The organism is Micrococcus luteus (genome assembly GCF_014138885.1).
GTDB classification, from domain to species: Bacteria; Actinomycetota; Actinomycetes; order Actinomycetales; family Micrococcaceae; genus Micrococcus; species Micrococcus luteus.
Window position 1 is genome coordinate 607,758 of sequence record NZ_JACJIK010000001.1, and the last position, 21,305, is coordinate 629,062.

The 21,305-nt window shown below is 74.8% G+C and carries 14 protein-coding genes and 2 tRNA genes; 8 read left to right on the plus strand and 8 right to left on the minus strand.

From position 1 onward, the window contains the following. Positions 1-47 precede the first annotated feature (47 nt). The 6 genes from ilvC to ilvD all read right to left on the minus strand — a co-directional run bounded on the left by ilvC (position 48) and on the right by ilvD (position 7,711). Complete coding sequence (ilvC, locus tag HDA34_RS02725; RefSeq protein WP_065573668.1) at positions 48-1,079, minus strand: ketol-acid reductoisomerase; 1,032 nt, start codon at positions 1,077-1,079, stop codon at positions 48-50. A gap of 36 nt (positions 1,080-1,115) precedes the next feature. Then, positions 1,116-1,625 (minus strand): acetolactate synthase small subunit, encoded by a 510-nt coding sequence (gene ilvN / locus HDA34_RS02730; RefSeq protein ID WP_002854209.1) that lies wholly within the window; start codon positions 1,623-1,625, stop codon positions 1,116-1,118. A 12-nt stretch (positions 1,626-1,637) separates the two neighbouring features. Continuing rightward, positions 1,638-3,539 (minus strand): acetolactate synthase large subunit, encoded by a 1,902-nt coding sequence (locus HDA34_RS02735; RefSeq protein ID WP_134376920.1) that lies wholly within the window; start codon positions 3,537-3,539, stop codon positions 1,638-1,640. 291 nt (positions 3,540-3,830) lie between these two features. Next, positions 3,831-5,051 (minus strand): N-acetylglucosamine-6-phosphate deacetylase, encoded by a 1,221-nt coding sequence (locus HDA34_RS02740; RefSeq protein ID WP_134376922.1) that lies wholly within the window; start codon positions 5,049-5,051, stop codon positions 3,831-3,833. A gap of 43 nt (positions 5,052-5,094) precedes the next feature. Then, on the minus strand, positions 5,095-5,880 hold the full coding sequence (gene nagB, locus HDA34_RS02745) for a glucosamine-6-phosphate deaminase (RefSeq protein WP_036382115.1): 786 nt from the start codon (positions 5,878-5,880) through the stop codon (positions 5,095-5,097). A gap of 103 nt (positions 5,881-5,983) precedes the next feature. After that, a complete protein-coding gene (gene ilvD, locus HDA34_RS02750; protein ID WP_036382119.1) occupies positions 5,984-7,711 on the minus strand; it encodes a dihydroxy-acid dehydratase in 1,728 nt (575 codons plus the stop codon). Positions 7,712-7,815: 104 nt separating this feature from the next. Here ilvD and HDA34_RS02755 point away from each other — a divergent pair, with 104 nt between their 5' ends. The 7 genes from HDA34_RS02755 to HDA34_RS02785 all read left to right on the plus strand — a co-directional run bounded on the left by HDA34_RS02755 (position 7,816) and on the right by HDA34_RS02785 (position 15,771). After that, positions 7,816-8,364 (plus strand): hypothetical protein, encoded by a 549-nt coding sequence (locus HDA34_RS02755; protein ID WP_095353806.1) that lies wholly within the window; start codon positions 7,816-7,818, stop codon positions 8,362-8,364. Positions 8,365-8,431: 67 nt separating this feature from the next. Next, positions 8,432-8,504: transfer RNA gene (locus tag HDA34_RS02760), tRNA-Lys, on the plus strand. Between the two features lie 86 nt (positions 8,505-8,590). Further along, a complete protein-coding gene (gene bcp, locus HDA34_RS02765) occupies positions 8,591-9,079 on the plus strand; it encodes a thioredoxin-dependent thiol peroxidase (protein WP_010078986.1) in 489 nt (162 codons plus the stop codon). A 67-nt stretch (positions 9,080-9,146) separates the two neighbouring features. Then, positions 9,147-9,227: transfer RNA gene (locus HDA34_RS02770), tRNA-Leu, on the plus strand. Positions 9,228-9,275: 48 nt separating this feature from the next. Further along, positions 9,276-10,940, plus strand: a complete 1,665-nt coding sequence (locus HDA34_RS02775; RefSeq protein WP_095353805.1) for an ABC transporter substrate-binding protein — start codon at positions 9,276-9,278, stop codon at positions 10,938-10,940. 99 nt (positions 10,941-11,039) lie between these two features. Then, positions 11,040-12,530 carry a malate:quinone oxidoreductase gene (locus HDA34_RS02780; protein WP_205805183.1) on the plus strand — a complete coding sequence of 497 codons (1,491 nt, stop codon included), beginning with the start codon at positions 11,040-11,042 and terminating at the stop codon, positions 12,528-12,530. Positions 12,531-12,537: 7 nt separating this feature from the next. Beyond that, the gene (locus HDA34_RS02785; protein WP_095353804.1) at positions 12,538-15,771 is read left to right on the plus strand and encodes an efflux RND transporter permease subunit; all 3,234 of its coding nucleotides are present in this window, start codon (positions 12,538-12,540) and stop codon (positions 15,769-15,771) included. 46 nt (positions 15,772-15,817) lie between these two features. Here the strand turns inward: HDA34_RS02785 and HDA34_RS02790 are convergent, their stop codons facing one another. Both HDA34_RS02790 and HDA34_RS02795 read right to left on the minus strand, forming a co-directional pair. Then, positions 15,818-18,847 carry an AAA family ATPase gene (locus HDA34_RS02790; protein ID WP_182496701.1) on the minus strand — a complete coding sequence of 1,010 codons (3,030 nt, stop codon included), beginning with the start codon at positions 18,845-18,847 and terminating at the stop codon, positions 15,818-15,820. Between the two features lie 11 nt (positions 18,848-18,858). After that, positions 18,859-20,082: an exonuclease SbcCD subunit D gene (locus HDA34_RS02795; RefSeq protein ID WP_134376926.1), complete on the minus strand. Its 1,224-nt coding sequence runs from the start codon at positions 20,080-20,082 to the stop codon at positions 18,859-18,861. Positions 20,083-20,148: 66 nt separating this feature from the next. On the opposite strand from HDA34_RS02795, the gene HDA34_RS02800 reads away from it, so the two are divergent. After that, positions 20,149-21,303: an ADP-ribosylglycohydrolase family protein gene (locus tag HDA34_RS02800; RefSeq protein ID WP_134376928.1), complete on the plus strand. Its 1,155-nt coding sequence runs from the start codon at positions 20,149-20,151 to the stop codon at positions 21,301-21,303. The last annotated feature ends 2 nt before the right edge of the window (positions 21,304-21,305 follow it).

Sequence of the window (21,305 nt, forward strand, 5' to 3'; positions counted from 1 at the left end):
CGGCCCCGGAGCGCGATGCCCGGGGCCGGCGTCGGGGCTCGGGCGGCTCAGCGGGCCGCCGTGCCCTCGGTGTAGTCGTCGTCCGCGTCCTTGAGCCAGGAGAACATCTGGCGCAGCTCGCGGCCGGTCTTCTCGATCGGGTGGGCCTCGCCCCGGGCGCGCAGCTCCTTGAACTCGGGCGCACCGGCCTTCTGGTCGTCCATGAAGCGCTTCGCGAAGGCGCCGGACTGGATGTCGGCGAGGACCGCCTTCATGTTCTCCTTCACGTCGGGGGTGATGACGCGGGGGCCGGAGACGTAGTCGCCGTACTCCGCGGTGTCGGAGATGGACCAGCGCTGCTTGGCGATGCCGCCCTCGACCATGAGGTCGACGATGAGCTTCAGCTCGTGCAGCACCTCGAAGTAGGCGATCTCGGGCTGGTAGCCGGCCTCGGTGAGGGTCTCGAAGCCGTACTGCACGAGCTGGGAGGCGCCGCCGCAGAGCACGGCCTGCTCGCCGAACAGGTCGGTCTCGGTCTCCTCGGTGAAGGTCGTCTCGATGACGCCGGCGCGGGTGCCGCCCACGGCCTTGGCGTAGGACAGGGCGAGGGCGTGGGCCTGGCCGGAGGCGTCCTTCTCGACGGCGATCAGCGCGGGCACGCCGCGGCCGGCCTCGAACTCGCGGCGCACCACGTGGCCCGGGCCCTTGGGGGCGACCAGGGCGACGTCGACGCCCTCGGGGGCCTGGATGTAGCCGAAGCGCACGTTGAAGCCGTGCGCGAAGAACAGGGCGTCGCCCTCCTGCAGGTTGCCGGCGATGTGCTGGTCGTACACGTCGGCCTGGACCTGGTCCGGGGTGAGGATCATGATCAGGTCGGCCTCGGCGGCGGCGGTGGCGACGTCGACGACGCGGAGGCCCTCGGCCTCGGCCTTGGCGCGGGACTTGGAGCCCTCGGCGAGGCCGATGCGCACGTCCACGCCGGAGTCGCGCAGCGACAGGGCGTGGGCGTGGCCCTGGGAGCCGTAGCCGATGACGGCCACGGTGCGGCCCTGGATGATCGACAGGTCGGCGTCGTCGTCGTAGAACTTCTTCACGGTCATGCTGTTCTCCTCACGGGATGGGTGGATCGGGACGGGTCAGCGGGCCAGGGCGCGGTCGGTCATGGACCGCGGCCCCCGGGCGAGGGCGAGGGTGCCCGAGCGGACGAGCTCACGCACGCCGTAGGGCTCCATCATCTCGAGGAAGGCCTCGAGCTTGTCACGGGTGCCGGTGGCCTCGAGGGTCAGGGACTCCGGGGCCACGTCGACGACGTGGGCGCGGAACAGGTCGGCCGCCTGGACGACCTGACCGCGGGTGGCGGCATCGGCGCGCACCTTCACGAGCAGGTGGTCGCGCTGAACAGAGGAGTCGGGCGTGAGCTCGACGACCTTGATCACGTTGATCAGCTTGTTCAGCTGCTTGGTGACCTGCTCGAGCAGGTCCGTGTCGGCGTCGACGACCACGGTGATCCGGGACAGGCCCTCGACCTCCGTGACGCCCACGGCCAGCGAGTGGATGTTGAACGCGCGCCGGGCGAAGAGGCCGGCCACGCGGGTCAGGGTGCCGGGCACGTCCTCGACGAGCACGGACAGGGTGTGGCGTTCCATCGGTTGCCCTCCTCAGTCTTCCTGGTCCCAGTCGGGCGTCATGCCCCGGGCCACCTGGATCGCGTCGTTGCTGACCCCCGCGGGGACCATCGGCCAGACCATGGCGTCGCGGGAGACCACGAAGTCCACGATCACGGGGCGGTCGTCGATGGCCAGGGCCTGGCGGATGGTGTCGTCCAGGTCCTCCCGACGGTCGCAGCGCAGGCCCGCGGCGCCGTAGGCGTCGGCGAGCTTGACGAAGTCCGGCACCCGGGCGGTGTCGTGGCCCGTGTTCAGGTCCGTGTTCGAGTAGCGCCCGTCGTAGAAGAGGGTCTGCCACTGACGCACCATGCCCAGCGAGGAGTTGTTGATCACCGCGATCTTGATGGGGATGCGGTTGATCACGCACGTGGCGAGCTCCTGGTTGGTCATCTGGAAGCAGCCGTCGCCGTCGATGGCCCAGACCACGCGGTCGGGCTCGCCCACCTGCGCCCCCATCGCGGCGGGGACGGCGAAGCCCATCGTCCCGAGGCCGGCCGAGTTGAGCCACTGGCGCGGGCGCTCGTAGGCGACGAACTGGCTGGCCCACATCTGGTGCTGGCCGACGCCGGCCACGTAGGTGGCCTCGGGGCCGGACAGGGCCGACAGACGCGAGATCACCTCCTGGGGCGCGAGGAGGCCGTCCTCGGTCTCGGTCCAGCCCATCGGGTAGGTCTCCTGCAGGCGCCGCAGCACCGCCCACCAGTCGGCGAGGTCGGGCAGCGCCTCGGTGTCCGTCGCGAGCTCGGCCACCAGGTCCGGGATGATCTCCTTGACGTGGCCGACGATCGGCACGTCCGCGGTGCGGTTCTTGGAGATCTCGGCCGGGTCGATGTCCGCGTGGATCACGCGGGCGCCGGGGGCGAACGAGGGCAGGTGACCGGTCACGCGGTCGTCGAAGCGGGCGCCGAGCGTGATCAGCAGGTCGGCCTGCTGGAGCGCGGCCACGGCGGGGACGCCGCCGTGCATGCCCGGCATGCCCAGGTGCTGGGGGTGCGAGTCGGGGAAGACGCCGCGGGCGGTGAGGGTGGTGACCACCGGGGCGCCCGTGAGCTCGGCGAGGGCGCGCAGCTCCTCGTGGGCCTCGCCGCGGGCCACGCCGCCACCCACGTACAGCACGGGGCGCCGGGCCTCGCGGATCAGCCGGGCGGCCTCGCGGATCTGCCGGGGGTGGCCGCGCAGGACGGGGCGGTAGCCGGGCAGGTCGATCCGGGGCGGCCACGCGAACTCGAACTCGCCCTGCTGGGCGTCCTTGGTGACGTCCACGAGCACGGGCCCGGGCCGGCCCGTGGCGGCGATGTGGAACGCCTCGGCGAGGGCCTGGGGGACGTCCTCGGGCCGGGTCACGAGCCGGGAGTGCTTGGTGATGGGCATCGTGATGCCCACGATGTCCGCCTCCTGGAAGGCGTCCGTGCCGATCGCGGCGGAGGAGACCTGGCCGGTGATGAACACGACCGCCTGGGAGTCCATGTGGGCGTCCGCGATGGCGGTCACCAGGTTGGTGGCACCGGGACCGGAGGTGGCGATGGCCACGCCGACCTTGCCGGTGGCCAGGTGGTAGCCCTGCGCCGCGTGACCGGCGCCCTGTTCGTGGCGCACCAGGATGTGGCGGATCCGATCGGAGTCCATGAGCGGGTCGTAGGTCGGCAGGATGGCGCCGCCGGGCAGCCCGAACACGTCCGTGACCCCCAGCTCCTCCAGGGAGCGGATGATGCCCTCGGAGCCGGTCATCCGGGTCGGCTCGACGCGGGAGCCCTCGCCGGGCACCCGCGGCTCGACGATCTCGGGCCGGGGGGCCGGACGGCGCTCCTGGACCCGGGCGGTCTCCGTCGGGCGGGAGGCCGGCGTCGGGACCTGCGGGACCGCCGCGCGGGCGTCGCGGGGGGTCGTGCTCATGGGGTCACCTCACTGCGTTCGTCGCTGCGTGTCCGTCGCGGGGGCGTCGGACGGTCGTCGTTCGGATCCGTCGGGCGTCGGGGACCGTGGCCGCGTCGATGACGGATCGGGCCGGCGTGGTGGAGTCTGAGGTGGGGACACGGGCCGCCGGGTCCTTCGGGGGTGGTCTCAGTATCGACAGCCGTGCGCCCCGTCCGCCATCGACCACCCGCCTGTCTCGCAATGTGAGATAAAGCGTCACATCGTGAGACGACCGGGCGGTCGGGGTCGGATCCCGGGCCTGCGCCCACCCTAGTCAGCCGCCGCGGGGGCGGCCGCCTTCACCCACGTTCCGTGATGGAGCACCCCGCGCACCTCGAGCTCGGGGCCGAAGACGACGGCGTCCGCTCGGCTCCCGGCTCGGAGCCGGCCGACGTCGGGAAGCCCCAGGGCGTCCGCGGGCGCGGCCGTCGCCGCCCGCAGCGCGGCGTCGAGGTCGACCCCGGCGACGACGGCGGAGCGCACCGAGCCGGTGACCGTGGCCGTGGACCCGGCGATGGCCCCGGCTGCGCCGTCCGCGCCGACCACCCGCGCGACGCCGTCGTGGACCCGGACCCGCAGCGGCCCGAGGGGGAACTCGCCGTCGCCGCAGCCGGCGGCGGCCATGGAGTCCGAGACGAGGATCCACCGCTCCCCGGCCTCCCGGGCGACCCGCCGCACCGTGGCCGCATGCAGGTGGACGCCGTCCACGATGGTCTCGATCCCCACGCGCGGGTCCTCCAGCAGGGCGACGGCCGGCCCGGGCTCGCGATGGTGGGTGGGCCGGCACGCGTTGTGCAGGTGCGTGGCCATCCGCGCCCCCGCGTCGATCGCCGCGCGCGTGGTCTCGTAGGAGGCGTCCGTGTGGCCGATCGCGACGACGACGCCCGCCTCCGCCAGCCGGCCCACCGCGTCGAGGGCCCCGGGCAGCTCGGGGGCCAGCGTGACCATCGCCAGGTGGCCCGCGCCGACCTCGACGAGGCGAGCGACGTCCTCGGGCTCCGGCGCCCGCAGCGACGCGGCCCGGTGCGCGCCGCAGTGCAGGGGCGAGAGCCAGGGACCCTCGAGGTGCACGCCGGCCAGCACCCCCTCTGCGCACAGGGGCGTCAGGGCCGTCAGCTGCGCCGCGAGCGCGTCGACCTCGTCCGTGACGAGGGAGGCCACGACCGTGGTCGTGCCCGCGCGGGCGTGGGCCGCGGCCGCCGCGCGTGCCGCGGCCGCGCCGGACTCGACGGCGTGTCCGCCGCCGCCGTGGCAGTGCACGTCCACGCAGCCGGGAGCGAGGAGGGCGTCGCCGAGGTCGTGGACGGGGCCGTGGGTGCGCGGCGGGTCCCCGGTCCCGACGGCCACCACCCGGCCCTCGGCCAGGGCGATCCAGCCGGGGCCGCCGAGGCGCTCGCCGTCATGGACGCGGTCCGCGCGCAGCACCGACGGGGACGCGGCGGCCTGCGGCGCCTGCTCGGCGCGCGGCCGGTGAGGGACCGAGGCGGGCACGGATGCACCTTCCGGGGTGGGCGGGTCGATGGACGAGGGGCGCTCAGAGGCCCTGCCAGGACGGCTTGGCCTCCCACATGTGGCGGTACTCCCCCGCGAGCTCGAGTCGCCCGGCGGCGGCCTCGTCCACGAGGACGGTCACATGCGGGTGCAGCTGCAGGGCCGTGACCGGCCAGCGCGCGCTCACGGGGCCCTCCACGAGCTGCCGCACCGCCTCGGCCTTGCCCTCGCCCCGGGCCAGCAGGACCAGGTGTCGGGCGTCGAGGATCGTGCCCACGCCCTGGGTGAGGCAGTGGGTCGGGACCTGGTCGAGGTCGCCGTCGAAGAAGCGGGCGTTGTCCCGCCGGGTCTGCTCGGCGAGCACCTTGATGCGCGTGCGGGAGGCGAGGGAGGAGCCGGGCTCGTTGAACGCGATGTGCCCGTCCGTGCCCACGCCGAGCAGCTGCACGTCCACGCCGCCGGCCTCGCGCAGCGCCTCCTCGTAGGCGGCGCAGGCGCCCGGGACGTCCGCCGCCCCGCCGTCCGGACCGTGCACGGCCTCCGGGGCGATGTCCGTGCGCACGACGAACTCCCGCTCGATCACGGTGCGGTAGGACTCGGGGTGTCCCGCGGGCAGGCCGACGTACTCGTCCAGCAGGAACGCGCGGCAGGAGCGCAGGGACAGCTCCCCGTCCCGGACCCGGCGGGCGAGCTCGTCGTAGACGGGCAGGGGCGAGGAGCCGGTGGCCAGCCCCAGGACGGCCTCGGGACGGGCCGCCACGTGGGCGGCCACCGCGTCCGCGCCGTGCCGGCCCAGGGCGGCGGCGTCGGGCAGGATGACGACCTCCATCAGCGCGCCTCCCGCCCGGGACGCGGCGCGGGTCCCCCGGCCCGGGCGTCGATCGCGTGCATGCTCATCCTCTGCTCGTCTCGGCGTGCGGGCCGACCGGGCCTCAGCCCAGGTAGGCGCCCTCGGCGGCGGAGTGCACCAGCTTGGCGTACTTACCCAGCACGCCCGTGGTGAACTTCGGCTCCACCGGCTCCCAGGACTCGCGGCGGGCGGCGAGCTCGGCCTCGTCCACGAGCAGGTCCATGGTGCGTCCGGCGATGTCCACGCGGATGCGGTCGCCGTCCTGCACCAGCCCGATCGGCCCTCCCTCGGCGGCCTCGGGGGCGATGTGGCCGATGCACAGGCCGGTGGTGCCGCCGGAGAAGCGCCCGTCGGTGATCAGCAGGACGTCCTTGCCCAGACCCGCCCCCTTGATCGCGCCGGTGATCGCGAGCATCTCGCGCATGCCCGGACCGCCCTTCGGCCCCTCATAGCGGATGACCACCACGTCGCCGGCGGCGATGGTCCCGTCCTCGAGGGCGTCCATGGCGGCGCGCTCCCGGTCGAAGACGCGCGCGGTGCCCTCGAAGACGTCCGCATCGAAGCCGGCGGACTTCACGACAGCGCCCTCCGGGGCCAGCGAGCCGTGGAGGATCGCGATGCCGCCGTTGGGGTGCAGCGCGTCGTCCATGGTCCGGATGACCTTGCCGTCCACCGGGTCCGGATCGAGCGCGGCCAGGTTCTCGGCGAGGGTCTTGCCGGTGACGGTGAGGGTGTCCCCGTGCAGCAGGCCCTCGTCCAGCAGGGCCTTCATGACCACCGGGACGCCGCCGATGCGGTCCACGTCCGTCATGACGTACTGACCGAACGGCTTGAGGTCGGCGATGTGCGGGGTGCGGTCGGCGATGCGGTTGAAGTCGGACAGCTGCAGGTCCACGCCCGCCTCCCGGGCGATGGCGAGCAGGTGCAGCACGGCGTTGGTGGAGCCGCCGAACGCCATGGTCACGGCGATCGCGTTCTCGAACGCGGGCTTGGTCATGATGTCCCGGGCCGTGATGCCCTGGCGGAGCATGTTCACCACGGCCTCGCCGGAGCGGCGCGCGAAGGCGTCGCGGCGGCGGTCCGCGGAGGGGGCGGCGGCGGAACCGGGCAGGGACATGCCGAGGGCCTCACCGATGGAGGCCATGGTGTTGGCGGTGTACATGCCGCCGCAGGCGCCCTCACCCGGGGCGATGGACTTCTCGATGCGGAGCAGGTCCTCCTCGGACATGAGACCGCGGGCGCAGGCGCCGACCGCCTCGAAGGCGTCGATGATGGTCACCTGCCTCTCGGTGCCGTCGGTCAGGCGGGCCACGCCCGGCATGATCGAGCCGGCGTAGACGAACACGGACGCCAGGTCCAGGCGGGCGGCGGCCATGAGCATGCCCGGCAGCGACTTGTCGCAGCCGGCGAGCAGGACGGAGCCGTCCAGGCGCTCGGCCATCATCACGGTCTCCACCGAGTCCGCGATCACCTCGCGGGAGACGAGCGAGAAGTGCATGCCCTCGTGGCCCATGGAGATGCCGTCCGAGACGGAGACCGTGCCGAACTCCAGCGGATATCCGCCGGCGGCGTGGACGCCGTCCTTCGAGGCCTGGGCGAGGCGGTCCAGGGAGAGGTTGCAGGGAGTGATCTCGTTCCAGGACGACGCGATGCCGATCTGCGGCTTGCCGAAGTCCTCGTCCCCCATGCCGACCGCGCGGAGCATGCCGCGGGCGGCGGTGCGCTCCATCCCGTCGGTGACGTCGCGCGAGCGCGGCTTGATGTCGGGAGCGGCGGACGGGGTGCTGGGAGTCGACGCGGCGGAGTCCATGCCGCGGAGTCTAGTGAGCACGGCGCCACCGGGCCGACGCGACGTCCCCGTGTGACGGGTGCCGCAGCATGACACGCGCGGACGGGTCCGCGTACGTTGGGCCCATGGACACGCCCACCCTGCACAGACGGCTGCGCCGCGTCTTCGATGCGCGCGTGTTCAACCACGGCGACTACAACGTCGTCTACGGCCAGCCCTCGGGCTCCTCCTCCCCCCTCGTGATCGGCTACCGCCACCAGCCGCTCGAGATGCTGCTGTGCCCGTTCGACCCCACCTCCACCCCGGACGACCACGACCGCCGCGCGCCGGGCGTGGCCGAGGACGACCCGCACGGCCCGGTGACCGAGGCCTCCACGGACCGCGCCGACGTCGTCGAGGTGGGCCTGGCCAACGTGGCCACCGTGGCGGACACGGGCAGCGGCTATCAGGTGGAGACCGTCACGGGCTTCCGGACGTGGTTCGACGTCCCGGAGCACACGCGGGTGCCGGTGGGCGACCTCACGGAGGACGGCACCGCGGAGCTCGACCAGGCCGAGGACGCCACCGACTTCCACGCCTTCATGACCGCCTTCATGGACGAACTGGACCGCCTCTACGCGACCCCGGAGACGGACGCGACGGACGTCACGCCCCCCGATTTGCGCGGCGTCTGAAACCCCTGGTAGGGTTTCACCTCGTTGCACGGCGCACCGGAGAGATCCGAGAGGCGGTGCGGCACCTGCACCTCTAGCTCAACCGGTAGAGCATCTGACTCTTAATCAGCAGGTTCCGGGTTCGAGTCCCGGGGGGTGCACCCACCGAAGCGAAGGCCCCGTCTCCACGGAGACGGGGCCTTCGTCGTCCTCGCTCCCCGCCCGGGCCCACCGTAGGCTGGGGCCCATGACCGACACGACCCAGCACCGCCTCCAGCCCGGCGACACGGCACCCGCGTTCACCCTCCAGGACCAGGAGGGCCGGCCCGTCTCGCTGCGCGACAGCGCGGGCAAGCACACGATCGTCTACTTCTACCCGGCCGCGTCCACGCCCGGCTGCACCACGCAGGCCTGCGACTTCCGGGACAGCCTCGCCTCCCTGACCGCGGCCGGCTACGTCGTCCTGGGGATCTCCCCCGACCCGATCGGCAAGATCATCCGGTTCGCCGAGCAGGAGGGCCTGACGTTCCCCCTGCTCTCGGACGAGGACCACGCGGTGGCCGAGGCCTACGGCGCCTGGGGCGAGAAGAAGAACTACGGGCGGACCTTCGAGGGTCTGATCCGCTCCACGATCGTCGTCGGCCCGGACGGGAAGGTCACCCACGCGCAGTACAACGTGAAGGCGACCGGCCACGTGGCCCGACTGCGCCGCACCCTCGGCCTCGACGAGGCCTGATCCCCGCCCGCCGCGCCCGGGCGCCGCACGGTAGGATCGGGCCTCGCCCCGCCCGCGCGGGGTGTGCGCGGGCGTGGCGGAACTGGTAGACGCGCTGGATTTAGGTTCCAGTGTCCTGGACGTGGGGGTTCGAGTCCCCCCGCCCGCACTCCCCGGGCCCGCCCGACCCCGACGTCACCTGCCAGAGGAGGCCGCCATGCAGCCCACTCGCCGCGCCTTCCTCGGCGGGGGCCTGGGCCTGCTCGGCCTGAGCGTGGCCGGCTGCACGACGTCGCCCGCGGCGCCGTCCTCCGCCGCCCCGACCTCCTCGGGCCCGGGCCGACTGCTCGTGGTCGGCGCCCCGGCGCGGGCGCTGACGCGAGATCCGGCCCGCGCGCTGGACGTCGAGTCCTTCCGTCTGATCCGCCAGGTCTTCGAGACGCTGCTCGGCGTGGACGCGGACACCGGCGCCCCCACGCCCCGCCTCGCCGAGCGGCATGAGGAGTCCGACGGCGGCCGCCTCCACACGTTCCACCTGGTCTCCGGGGTGGTGTTCGACGACGGCGAGCCGTGCGACGCCGCCGCCGTGGTCGCGAACATCGAGCGGTGGGCCTCCGCCCCTGCGCCCGTGGACGGGACCGTCGCCCCGCCCTCCTCGTTCGTCTCGGCCTTCGGCGGATACGCCGGGGATGCGGACTCCGCCTTCGCCGGCGTCGAGGCCCGCGGAGAGCTCGAGGTGCGGCTGCGCCTGCACTCCCCCCGCCGTCACCTCGCGGCCGCGCTGGCCTCGCCGGCCTTCGCGATCTCCTCGCCGGCCTCGTGGGACCGCACGGTCGACGTGGACGGCTCCGAGGTCACCACCCCCGCCGGCACCGGCCCCTACCGCTGGGCCGACGCCGCGGAGACCGCCGAGCTCACGCGCGCCCACCCGGGCGCCTCGGGCGCGACGATCCTGGTCCCCAGCGCCCGCCACCGCGGCTCCGATCCGGCGGCGTACCCGGTGGCCGTGCAGGCGTGGGGTCGGGCCTCCGTGCGCCTGCGGGAGCTGCGGCGCGGCTCGGCGGACGTGATCGACGTCGTCGCCCCCGGCCAGCTGCGCCCCCTCGTCGAGGCCGGCACCCAGGTGCTGCCCCGGGACCCCCTGGGCGTGCTCTACGTGGGCATGAACCTGGACCACCCGCGCGTGCGCTCGCAGTACCTGCGCCAGGCGATCGCGTACGCGGTGGACCGCCCGCGCATCGCCGGCAGCGACGTCTTCCTCGAGGGCACCCGCCTGGCCCACGACCTCGTCCCCCCGTCCCTCGGCGTCGGCGACGAGGAGGCGCGGCGCTACGACGTCAACCCGGGCCGGGCCCGCGAGTTCCTCCACCTGGCGGGATACGACGGGGAGCCGTTGGAGTTCCTCTACCCGGCCGGCACGGCCCGCCCCTCCCTGCCCGAGCCGGAGCGGGTCTACGCGATGGTCGCCCGCGACCTCGGCGCGGTGGGGATGCACATCGTGCCCGTGCCCGTGCCGGAGGACCAGGACTACCTGCACGCCGTCGTCTCCCGGCCCACCCGAGCCCTGCACCTGATGGGCCGCACCGGCGACTATCGCGACCCGCACGCGTTCCTCGAGCCCTTCGCGCGCTCGGGCCGCGCCGAGACCGGCTACCGCAACCCGCGCGTCGTCGAGGACGTGGACGCGGCGGCGGCCGAGAACGACGACGACGCGCGCCGCGCCCTGTTCCGCCGCGTCGTCCGGGCCATGGCCCTCGACCTGCCGGCGCTGCCGCTGGTCTATCCGATCTCGGCCCTGGCCACCGGCCCGCGCGTGGCCTCCTACCCGACGTCGCCGCAGCTGGACGAGCCCTTCTCGCGCGTCAGGCTGACCGAAGGCTGAACGCACCGGTAGTACAGTGGGAGATCACGGCGCCCGGCCCGACCGCCACTGCTCGGCCTGGTCGCACTGCGCCCACCCGCCGTCGTTCTGCTTCAGGAGTTGACCGTGCCCACCACCTCGTCCACCGCCACCCACGACGTCGTCCTGATCGGCGGCGGCATCATGAGCGCCACCCTGGGCGTGCTGCTGCAGAAGCTCGAGCCCACCTGGTCCATCGCCCTGTACGAGAGCCTCGATCAGGCCGGCCTGGAGTCCTCCGACCCGTGGAACAACGCGGGCACCGGCCACGCCGCCCTGTGCGAGCTGAACTACTCGCCCATGGACAAGAACGGACGGGTGGACGTCACCAAGGCGCTGGGCATCAACGAGCAGTTCTGGACCACCCGCCAGTTCTGGTCCTCCCTGGTGGCGGACGGCACGCTCAAGGACCCCAAGTCCTTCATCAACCCGCTGCCGCACATGTCCTTCGTGTGGGGTGACGACCACGCGGACTACCTCCGCACCCGCTATGAGGCCATGTCCGCCCAGCCGCTGTTCGCCGGCATGGAGCACAGCGAGGACCCGGAGCAGATCCGTGCCTGGGCCCCGCTGCTGATCGAGGGCCGTGAGCCGGGCCAGCGCCTGGCGGCGTCCCGCAACACCGGCGGCACCGACGTCGACTTCGGCTCCCTCACCCGCCAGCTCATCACGGCCATGGCCGGCGCCGGCGCCGAGGTGCGCTTCGGTCACAAGGTCACCGGCCTCACCCGCGGCACGGACGGCCGCTGGGAGGTCAAGGTCAAGAACAAGGCCGCCGGCTCCGAGCTCGTGGACCGCGCCCGCTTCGTCTTCGTCGGTGCCGGCGGCGGCGCCCTGCCCCTGCTGCAGAAGTCCGGCATCCCCGAGGCCAAGGGCTTCGGCGGCTTCCCGGTCTCCGGCCAGTTCCTGCGCTGCACGGACGAGTCCGTGGTCAACCAGCACATGGCCAAGGTGTACGGCCAGGCCGCCGTCGGCGCCCCGCCGATGTCCGTGCCCCACCTGGACACCCGCTTCGTCAACGGCAAGCGCTCCCTGCTGTTCGGCCCCTACGCCGGGTTCTCCACGAACTTCCTCAAGACCGGCTCCTACCTGGACCTGCCGCTGTCCGTGCGCCCGCACAACCTCAGCACGATGCTGGACGTGGCCAAGGACAACATGGACCTGACCAAGTACCTCGTGACCGAGGTGCTGAAGTCCCGGGACAAGAAGATCGACGCGCTGCACGAGTTCTACCCGGAGGCCGACGGCGGCGAGTGGGAGCTGATCACCGCGGGCCAGCGCGTGCAGGTGATGAAGCGCAAGGGCCGCTTCGGCGGCGTCCTGCAGTTCGGCACCGAGGTCGTCACGCACGCGGACGGCTCGCTCGGCGGCCTGCTCGGCGCCTCGCCGGGCGCCTCCACCGCGGCCCCCATCATGGTGAAGCTGCTCGAGCGCTGCTTCCCCGCGAAGATGGCCGGCTGGGACGGCACGCTCAAGGAGCTCATCCCGTCCCTGGGCCACACGCTCAACGACGACCCGGCGCTGCTGGACGAGGTCCGCACCGTCACGGACGCCGCACTGAAGCTGGCCTGACGCCCCGATGGGAGCGCTCGCACGGTTCTCACTCGGTCGGCGGGCGCTCGTGGCGCTCGTCACCGTGTTCATCGCGGTGTTCGGCGTCCTCTCCGCCGGGCAGCTCAAGCGGGAGCTGATCCCCCCGCTCGAGCTGCCCGTCATCTCCGTCTCGACGCTCTACCCGGGGGCGTCCCCCGAGGTCGTGGACGCTCAGGTGGGCGAGCCCCTCGAGACGGCCCTGCAGGCCGTGGAGGGGCTCGAATCCTCGCGGTCCACGTCGCAGTCCGGCTTCAACGCGGTCCAGCTGGAGTTCGCCTACGGCACAGACCTGAACCGGGCCCGGTCCCAGGTGGACCGCGTGGTGGCCAACCTGGGGCCGCAGCTGCCGGAGGAGGCGGAGACCTCGTCCTTCGCGGGCTCCGTCTCCGACTTCCCGGTGGTCTTCCTCGCCCTGTCCGGGGACGAGGACCTCAACACCCTGCGCCGCCGCGCCGAGGACGTCCTGGCCCCGCGGCTGCAGAAGATCGACGGCGTCCGCGGCGCCGACGTCCTCGGCGGCACGGACGAGAACGTCTCCGTGGTCCCGGACCCGGCCGCGCTCGCCGCCGCCGGGCTGACCACCTCCGACATCACCGACGCGCTCGAGGAGAACGCCGGCCTCTTCCCCGTCGGCCAGGTCACCGAGGGCGCGACCACCTATCCCGTCCAGGCGGGCGCCGCCGTCGAGGACCTCGAGGGCCTGCGCGGGATCGTCGTCGCTCCCTCCGGCGACGGCGAACCGCGCACCCTGGACGAGGTCGCCGACGTCACCCTCGTGGCCGCGGCCCCCACCTCGCTGACCCGCACCGACGGGGTGCCGACGCTGTCCGTCTCCGTGACCGCGACCCCGGACGCCGACCTCGTGGCGGTCTCTCAGGCCGTGCGCGACGCCCTGCCGGAGCTGGCGTCCCTGGTCGGCGGCGGCGCGGACCTGACCGTGGTGTTCGACCAGGCCCCGTTCATCCAGCAGTCCATCGACACGCTGTTCCAGGAGGGCCTGCTGGGCCTGGCGTTCGCCGTGCTGGTGATCGCCGTGTTCCTGCTCTCGGTGCGCTCCACCCTCGTCACCGCCATGTCCATTCCGCTGTCCCTGCTGGCCGCCCTCATCGGGGTCGCGGCCTTCGGCTACTCCCTCAACACGCTGACGCTCGGGGCGCTGACGATCTCGATCGGCCGGGTCGTGGACGACGCGATCGTGGTGGTGGAGAACATCCGCCGGCACCTCGGCCTGGGCGCCGACCGGCGCACCGCGATCCTGGACGGCACGCGCGAGGTCGCCACCGCGATCACCGCCTCCACCCTGGTCTCCGTGGCGGTGTTCCTGCCCATCGCCTTCGTGGGCGGCCTGGCCGGCGAGCTGTTCCGGCCCTTCGCCGTGACCGCCACGGTCGCCCTGCTGGCCTCCCTCGTCGTCGCCCTGACGATCGTGCCGGTGCTGTGCTGGTGGTTCCTGCGCGCCCCGCGGCGCGGGGCCGAGACCACGGCCGCGCCCGCCGTCCCCGGCGACCGGCCCGTGGCGGCCGGCGGATGGCTCACGCGGGCCTACCGCCCGGTGCTGCGCTGGACGCAGCGGCACACCGTGGTCACCCTCGCCGCCGCCCTGGCGCTGCTGGCCGGCACGGCCGCGCTGGTCCCGCTGATCCCCACGAACCTCCTGGGCGACTCGGGACAGAACTCGTTCGTCGTCACGGCGGAGCAGGAGCCGGGGGCGTCTCTGGAGACCACGGCCGCCGCCGCCGAGCGCATCGAACGCGTGCTGCTGGACACCGACGGCGTCGAGACCGTCCAGTGGACGGCCGGCACCGCCGCCGGCCCGATGGGGGCCTTCGGCGGCTCCTCGGCGGACCGGGCCCGGTTCACGGTGGTGACCGACCCGGATGCGGACCAGGTGGCCCTTCAGGACGGGGTGCGCGCCGAGCTCACCGGTCTCGACGGCGTGGGCGACGTGTCCGTCTCCACGCAGCAGGGGCCGAGCGGCGGCCAGGACATCGAGGTGTCCGTCTCCGCCCCCGACCCGCAGGCCCTCACCGCGGCCGCCGATCAGGTCGCCGAGGCGCTGCGGCCCGTCGAGGGCGCCCGCGAGGTGACGACGCCGGCCTCGGACCTGCGCCCGACGTTCCAGGTGGACGTGGACACCGTCGCCGCCGCCCGGCTCGGCCTGACCGAGGAGGCGGTGGCCGGCCAGGCCGCCGCCGCCCTGCAGGCCGCGCCCGTGGGCGACGTCCGCTTCGGGTTCGAGAGCTTCGCGGTGCAGCTGGGTGACCCGGAGCCGGTCGAGTCCCTCGACGCCCTGCGCCAGGTGCCCGTGGAGACGGCCGAGGGACCCGTGCCGCTGGGGGACCTCGCCGAGGTCTCGCGGATGTCCGTACCTGCCCGGGTGACGTCCTCGAACGGCGAGCGGACCGCCGTCGTCACGGTGACCCCGGACGACGAGGACCTCGGGGCCGTCTCGCGCCGGGTCACGCAGGCCGTGGCGGAGCTGGACCTGCCCGAGGGCGTCACCGCGGCCGTGGGCGGCGCGGCGGAGCAGCAGGCGCAGACGTTCCGGGACCTCGGACTGGCGCTGCTGGCCGCCGTGGCGACCGTGTACGTCGTGATGGTGGCGACGTTCAACTCGCTGCGCCAGCCGCTCGTGCTGCTCGTGTCGATCCCCTTCGCCGCCACGGGCGTGTTCCTGGCGCTGCTGGCCACCGGCACGCCGCTGGGACTGTCCACGATGATCGGGCTGCTCATGCTGGTGGGCATCGTGGTGACGAACGCGATCGTGCTGATCGACCTGATCAACCAGTACCGCCGCGACCGCGGCATGACCCTGGACGAGGCGATCGAGGTGGGCGCGCTCAACCGCGTGCGCCCGGTGGTGATGACGGCCCTGGCCACCATCCTGGCCATGACCCCGATGGCCCTGGGCATCACGGGGCACGCGGGGTTCATCTCCCAGCCCCTCGCGGTGGCCGTGGTGGGCGGCCTGGTGTCCTCCACCCTGCTCACGCTCGTGCTCGTGCCCGTGCTGTACCGGCTCACCGAGGTCCGCGGGGAGCGCCGCCTGCAGGAGGAGCGCCGTGTCGCGGCCGAGCGGGAGGCGCAGCGCGTCGCGGCCGAGCGCGCGGCCGAGCAGGCGCGCCGGGCTGAGGAGCGTTGGGCGGCCCCGTCCGAGCTCGACGCCGGACGCCTCGGCCGACTCCGGCAGCGCCTCCGCCGGCGGTGGCGCCGGGCCTGACCTCACGCGTGGCGCGGGCCGGGGCGGCGGGGCGCACCCCCGTCGCTCAGGCGCCGTCGTGCACCGCGAGGCTCGAGCCGCGCCGGTCCTTGCGCACCTCGAGGCGCACGCCGATCTCCTGCCTCATCCGTTCGACGTGGGAGACGAGGCCCACGGTCCGGCCACCGGTCCGCAGGGTGTCCACGACGTCCAGGACGTCGTCGAGGGTGTCCGCGTCGAGCGAGCCGAAGCCCTCGTCCACGAAGAGCGTGTCCAGTTCGATGCCGCCGGCTTCGGCCTGCACGGTGTCCGCGAGCCCCAGGGCGAGGGCGAGGGAGGCCATGAAGGTCTCGCCGCCCGAGAGCGTGGCCGGGTGGCGCGTCTCGTCCACGTAGTGGTCCCGGATGACGAGTTCGAGGCCCTTGTTCCCGCGCCCGCCCACGGCGTCGGAGTACTCGATCGAATACCGCTGGTCCGTCATGGCGAGCAGACGCTCGGTGGCCGCGGCGGCGACCTCCTCGAGCCGCCCGGCGAGGACGTAGCTCGTCAGGGGCATCTTGAGCAGGTTCTCCCCGCCGCCGCGGACGAGGTCGAGCAGCCCCCGCACCCGCGTGTGCTCGGCGATGAGCCCGGCGGACCGCTCCAGGACCTCGGTCAGGGCGGCTGACTGGCGGCGCACCGTGGCGACGAGTGAATCGAGTCGCCCGACCGCCGTCGCCCGGGACGAGCTCGCGGCCTCGGCCGCGGCGAGCGCCTCGGCGGCGGCGCGGGTCTGCTCCTCGGTCGGCGGCTCGACGCCCGCCTCGGCGAGGGCGCGGCCCCGGCGGACGGGCTCGCTCGCCTCGAGCTCGGCGAGGCGGGCCCGTTCGGCGTGCCACTCCTGCACGGCGGCCGTGCGCGCGGCGGCCTCCGTCTCCTCGAGGCGGGCCGCGCGCGCCGCGTCGACGTCGTCGAAGCGCTGTTCGGCCAGCGCGGCGGTGAGCGCCTGGTCGGTCTCGTCGGCGACCGCCCGGGCGCGCGCGTCCTCGTCCTGCGCCGCAGCGAGGGCGGCCAGGACCCGGCGTGCGGCGGTGACCTGGTCGCGGCGGGCGTCGAGGGTCTCGGCGTCACCGCGGGCGGCCTCGACGGCGTCCCGCAGCTCGGTCAGCCGGGCGGCACGGTGGGCGGCGGCCTCGGCGAGCCGACCGTCCTCGGCCGCGAGCGCGGCGGCGGTCTCGTCGGCCCCGGCGAGCGTCTTCTCGGCGGCGGTCAGCCGCCGGCGGTCCGCGGCGAGGTCCTTCGCCGCCTGGTCCAGCGCGGCCCGTTCGGCCTCGGCGCGCTCGAGCGCCTCTCGCGCGGCCTCGGGTGCGAGCCCGGCGGCGGCCTCGCGCGCCGTGCGGAGGGTCTGCTCGGCGGCGCGCAGGGCGGTCTCGGCGTCGGTCGCGGCCCGGTCGGCCGCGGTCCGGGCCTGCTCGGCGTCCCGCACGTCCGCCTCGGTCACCGTGGTGTCCGCGGTGGCGGCCGGGGCCGGGTGCTCGGGCGAGCCGCACACGGCGCACGGCTCGCCGGGCACGAGCCGCTCCGCCAGTTCGGAGGCGGCCTGCTCGTACCGGGCACGCAGCAGACCGACGTGCCGTTCGGCGGCCTCGCGTCGCCGCTCCTGTGCCTCCCGGTGGGCCCGGGCCGCGGTCTCTGCCTCGACGGCGCGGGCGGCCGCGGCCTCGGCGGCCGTGCGGCGAGCGGCGGCCTCGGACACGGCGCGGTCCACGGCCTCCCGGGCGCCGAGACGCTCGGTGCCGCGTTCGACGGCCGCGCGGTGTGCCGCGACGGCCGCCTCACGCTCGGGGCGGGACTCGACCAGGGCGGCGCGGTCGCGGCCGATCTCGGCCCGACGCTCCGCCGCGGCGGCCGCCTCCTGCTCCAGCTCGCCCATCCGGGCACGGTCCTGGACGGCGCGTGCCACCGCCTCCGCGGCGCGCTCGGCCTCCCCCAGCGCCTGGCGGGAGGCGGGCGCGTCGGCGGCCCCGTCCGCCCGGGCGGCGGCGAGCCACGCCGCCGCGGTCGGCTCGTCCTCGACGTGCGCCAGGGCCTCCGTCACCGTCTCCGACGCGGTGCCGGCGGCGTCCGCCGCCGCGGTGGCCCGCTGGGCGGCCGCGAGCACCCGCCCGGCGCGCTCATGGGCGTCGACGGCGCGGCGCCGCGCCGCGGCGGTCTCGGCCTCGGCGTCGTGGTCGCGTCGACGGCTCGCCCACGCCTCGGCCGCGGCCAGGTCCCGCCCGCGGGTCTCCAGCTCACGCGCCGTCACCCGGGCCCGCTGCTCCGCGGCGCGGGCCGTGGCGAGGTCGGCCCGCGCGTCCTCGTGGGCGCGACCTGCGCGCTCGGCGGCGAGGGCGAGCAGCCGGTCGTCCGTGTCCGGTGACGGCTCCGGCGCATGCCAGTCCGGGCCGAGCGCCTCGTGGAGCGCCTCGGCCAGCTGTGCCCGCGCGGTCCGGGCCACGTCCGCGTCCACGGCCACCGCGGTGTCCAGCCGGGCCGTCTCGACGCGCAGGTGCTCCTCGACGCCGTCGAAGCGCTGCGTGCCGAAGAGCCGCCGCAGCAGGACGCGGCGCTCATCCGACTTCGCGGTGAGGAACTGGGCGAACTGTCCCTGAGGCAGCAGGACCACCTGCATGAACTGCTCGGCGTCCAGGTGCAGGACGGCCGCGATCTGCTGGCCGACCTCGTCCGCCCGGGTGAGCGGCGCCGTCCATTCCCCGTCCACGCGTTCCCGCAGGGAGACCGTGGCCTGCGTGGTGACGGTGGCGCCGCCCGCCGCGCTGCGTCTCCGGCGGGGCCGCTCGTGCTTGGGCGAGCGGACCACCTCGAAGCGCCGGCCCTGCACGGTGAACTCGACCTGCACCTCGGGGATCACCGCGCCGGGCTCGCGCAGCGTGGTCACGAGCGACTCGGCCGACCGTCCGCCCGGCACGGTCCCGTAGAGGGCGAAGCACAGCGCGGCCAGCACCGTGGACTTGCCCGCGCCGGTGGGCCCGTCCAGCAGGAACAGGCCGCCCGCGTTGAGCCGGTCGAAGTCGACGTCCTGCGCCTGGGCGTAGGGCCCGAGCCCCTCCAGGCGCATCCGATGGATCCTCATGCGCGCACCTCCCCCGCGCGAGCGGCCTCGAGGGCGTCCCGCAGCAGGTCCTGCTCGGCCCCGCTGGCCGGCCGCTGCCGGACGTGGTCCACGAAACCGACCGCGAGCGCGTGGTCCGAGGGTGCCTGCCGCAGGACCTGGGCGTAGGTCCGCTCCCGGGCCCGCCTCCCGCCGGCCGGTTCGTGGCGGAAGACGAGCACGGAGGGGAACCGGGTCTTCAGGCGCTCCAGGGCCCGCTCGGGGCGTTCGTCGTCGGTGACGGTGACCTGCACCCAGCACTGCTCCGCCCACGCGAACTCCGGGGACTCCAGCAGGTCCTCGATCGGCCCGGACAGCACCGCCAGGCGCCGTCCGGCGTCAAAGTCCACGGCCTCGACGTCGGTGACGGCCCCGCCCGTGACGTGGACGAGCCAGCCGCCCTTGCGGTGGCCCGCCTCGGAGAAGGAGTACGGCAGCGGTGAGCCGGAGTACCGCACGTGCTCTGCCAGCCGCTGGCGGCCGTGCAGGTGGCCCAGGGCCGCGTAGTCGAGCCCGTCGAACACGGAGACCGGCACCTGCCCCAGCGTGCCCACCAGCATCTCGGGCGGGGCGTCCGGCTCGACGTGCTCGCCCTCGCCGATGTCCCGTTCGGACTCGGAGCCGTGGCCCCCGGCCGCGAACAGGTGGGCCAGCACGACGGCGGCCACCGGCTCCGGCGTCTCGGCGCGGCGGGCGGCCAGATCGGCGTGGACGCGGCGGACCGCCTCCGTCAGCACGGCCGTGTGGTGGGCCTCCACGCCCCAGGCCGGTCCCTGGTGGCGCGGTTCGAGGTAGGGGATGCCGTAGACGGCCACGGTCTGGCCCGCACCGCCGTCGACTCCGGGCTCGGTGAGCAGCACGGGGCGGTCCAGCTCCGCCGCGTCCGCGCGCACGTGCACGCCCGCGGCCGCCAGGAGTCCGCCGCCGAAGCCGAGGCGCACCGCCGAGTCGTGGTTGCCGCTCGTGAGCACCACCTGGGCGCCGGCCGCGTGCAGCCGGGTGAGCGTCCGGTCCAGCAGCCGGACGGCGTCCGCCGGCGGCAGCGCGCGGTCGTACACGTCCCCGGCCAGCAGGACGGCGTCCACGCCGCGCTCCGTCACGGTCGCGACGAGGGCGTCCAGGACCTCCTCCTGGGCCTCGAGCAGCCCGGTGCCGTGGAACGACCGGCCCAGATGCCAGTCCGAGGTGTGCAGCAGGATCATGCGGCCCACTCTAGGGAGGGTGTGGACGGGATAAGCACGACGCGGTGCAGCTCGTACGATGGCGGCATGTCCGCCACCGCGCCCGAGCCCACCGCCTCCTCGTCCACGCCCCTGCCCGGCCCCGAGCACGCCGACCGGGTCCTGGCCCTCCTCGCGGCCGGTGCCGCCGGGGACGCGCTGGGCGGCGTCGTCGAGTTCACCCCCGCGTCGGGGATCGCGGCGGTGCACGGCCCCGCCGGCGTCACCGACGCCGCGGACCTGCTCGCCCAGGAGGGCGCCCACGCCCTGCCGATCACCGACGACACGCAGCTGACGCTGTACGTGCTCGACGGCCTGCTCGAGTGGATCGAGTGGCAGAACGACGGCGTCCCGGCCGATCCTGCGGCGTGCGTGTGGCTCGCGTGCCTGCGCTGGTTCGCCACGCAGGACGGCGCGCTGCCCGAGGGCGCTCCCCCGGCCCCGCCCCGCTGGATCGACGCGCACGCGGAGCTGAAGGTGCGCCGCGCGCCGGGCACCGCGTGCCTGACCGGGCTCGCCGAACCGGGGATGGGCCTGCCGGGCGACCCGCACAACCCGGGTTCGAAGGGCTGCGGGACGGTCATGCGCTCGGCCCCGTACGGGATGGTGCCGGGGCTCGAGGACCCGCACGTCGTGTCCCTCGCCCGCCAGGGGGCCGTCCTCACGCACGGCCACCCCACCGCGTGGGTCGCGGCGGGCGCGTACGCCCTCGTCATCGCGGCCCTGCTGCGCGGCCTGGACCTGGCCGCCGCGGTCGCGCACGCCCGCGCGTGGCTCGACGGCCTGGGCGAGGAGGCCGAGGAGACCCGCGCCGCCGTGACCGCGGCGGTCGACCTGGCCGGCACCGTCGACGCCGACCCCGGCGCCCCCGGTGCCCTCCCCACCGCGCTCGGCGAGGGCTGGGTCGCGGAGGAGGCCCTGGCCATCGCGCTGTATGCCGCGCTCACCGCGCAGGCGGCGCACCCGGCCGATCCGGCGGCGGCGCTCGCCCTGGCGCTGCGGATCGGCGTGAACCACGACGGCGACTCCGACTCCACGGCCTCGCTGGCCGGGCAGGTGCTCGGCGCGGCGCACGGCACCGCCGTGTTCGGCGCGCACGACCCCGCGGACCGCGCCGCGGCCGAGGCCTCCGTCCCGGGGTGGATCGCCGAGCGCGAGGTCGTCCTGGAGGCCGCCCGGCGCTGGAGCGCCGCGACCACCTGAGT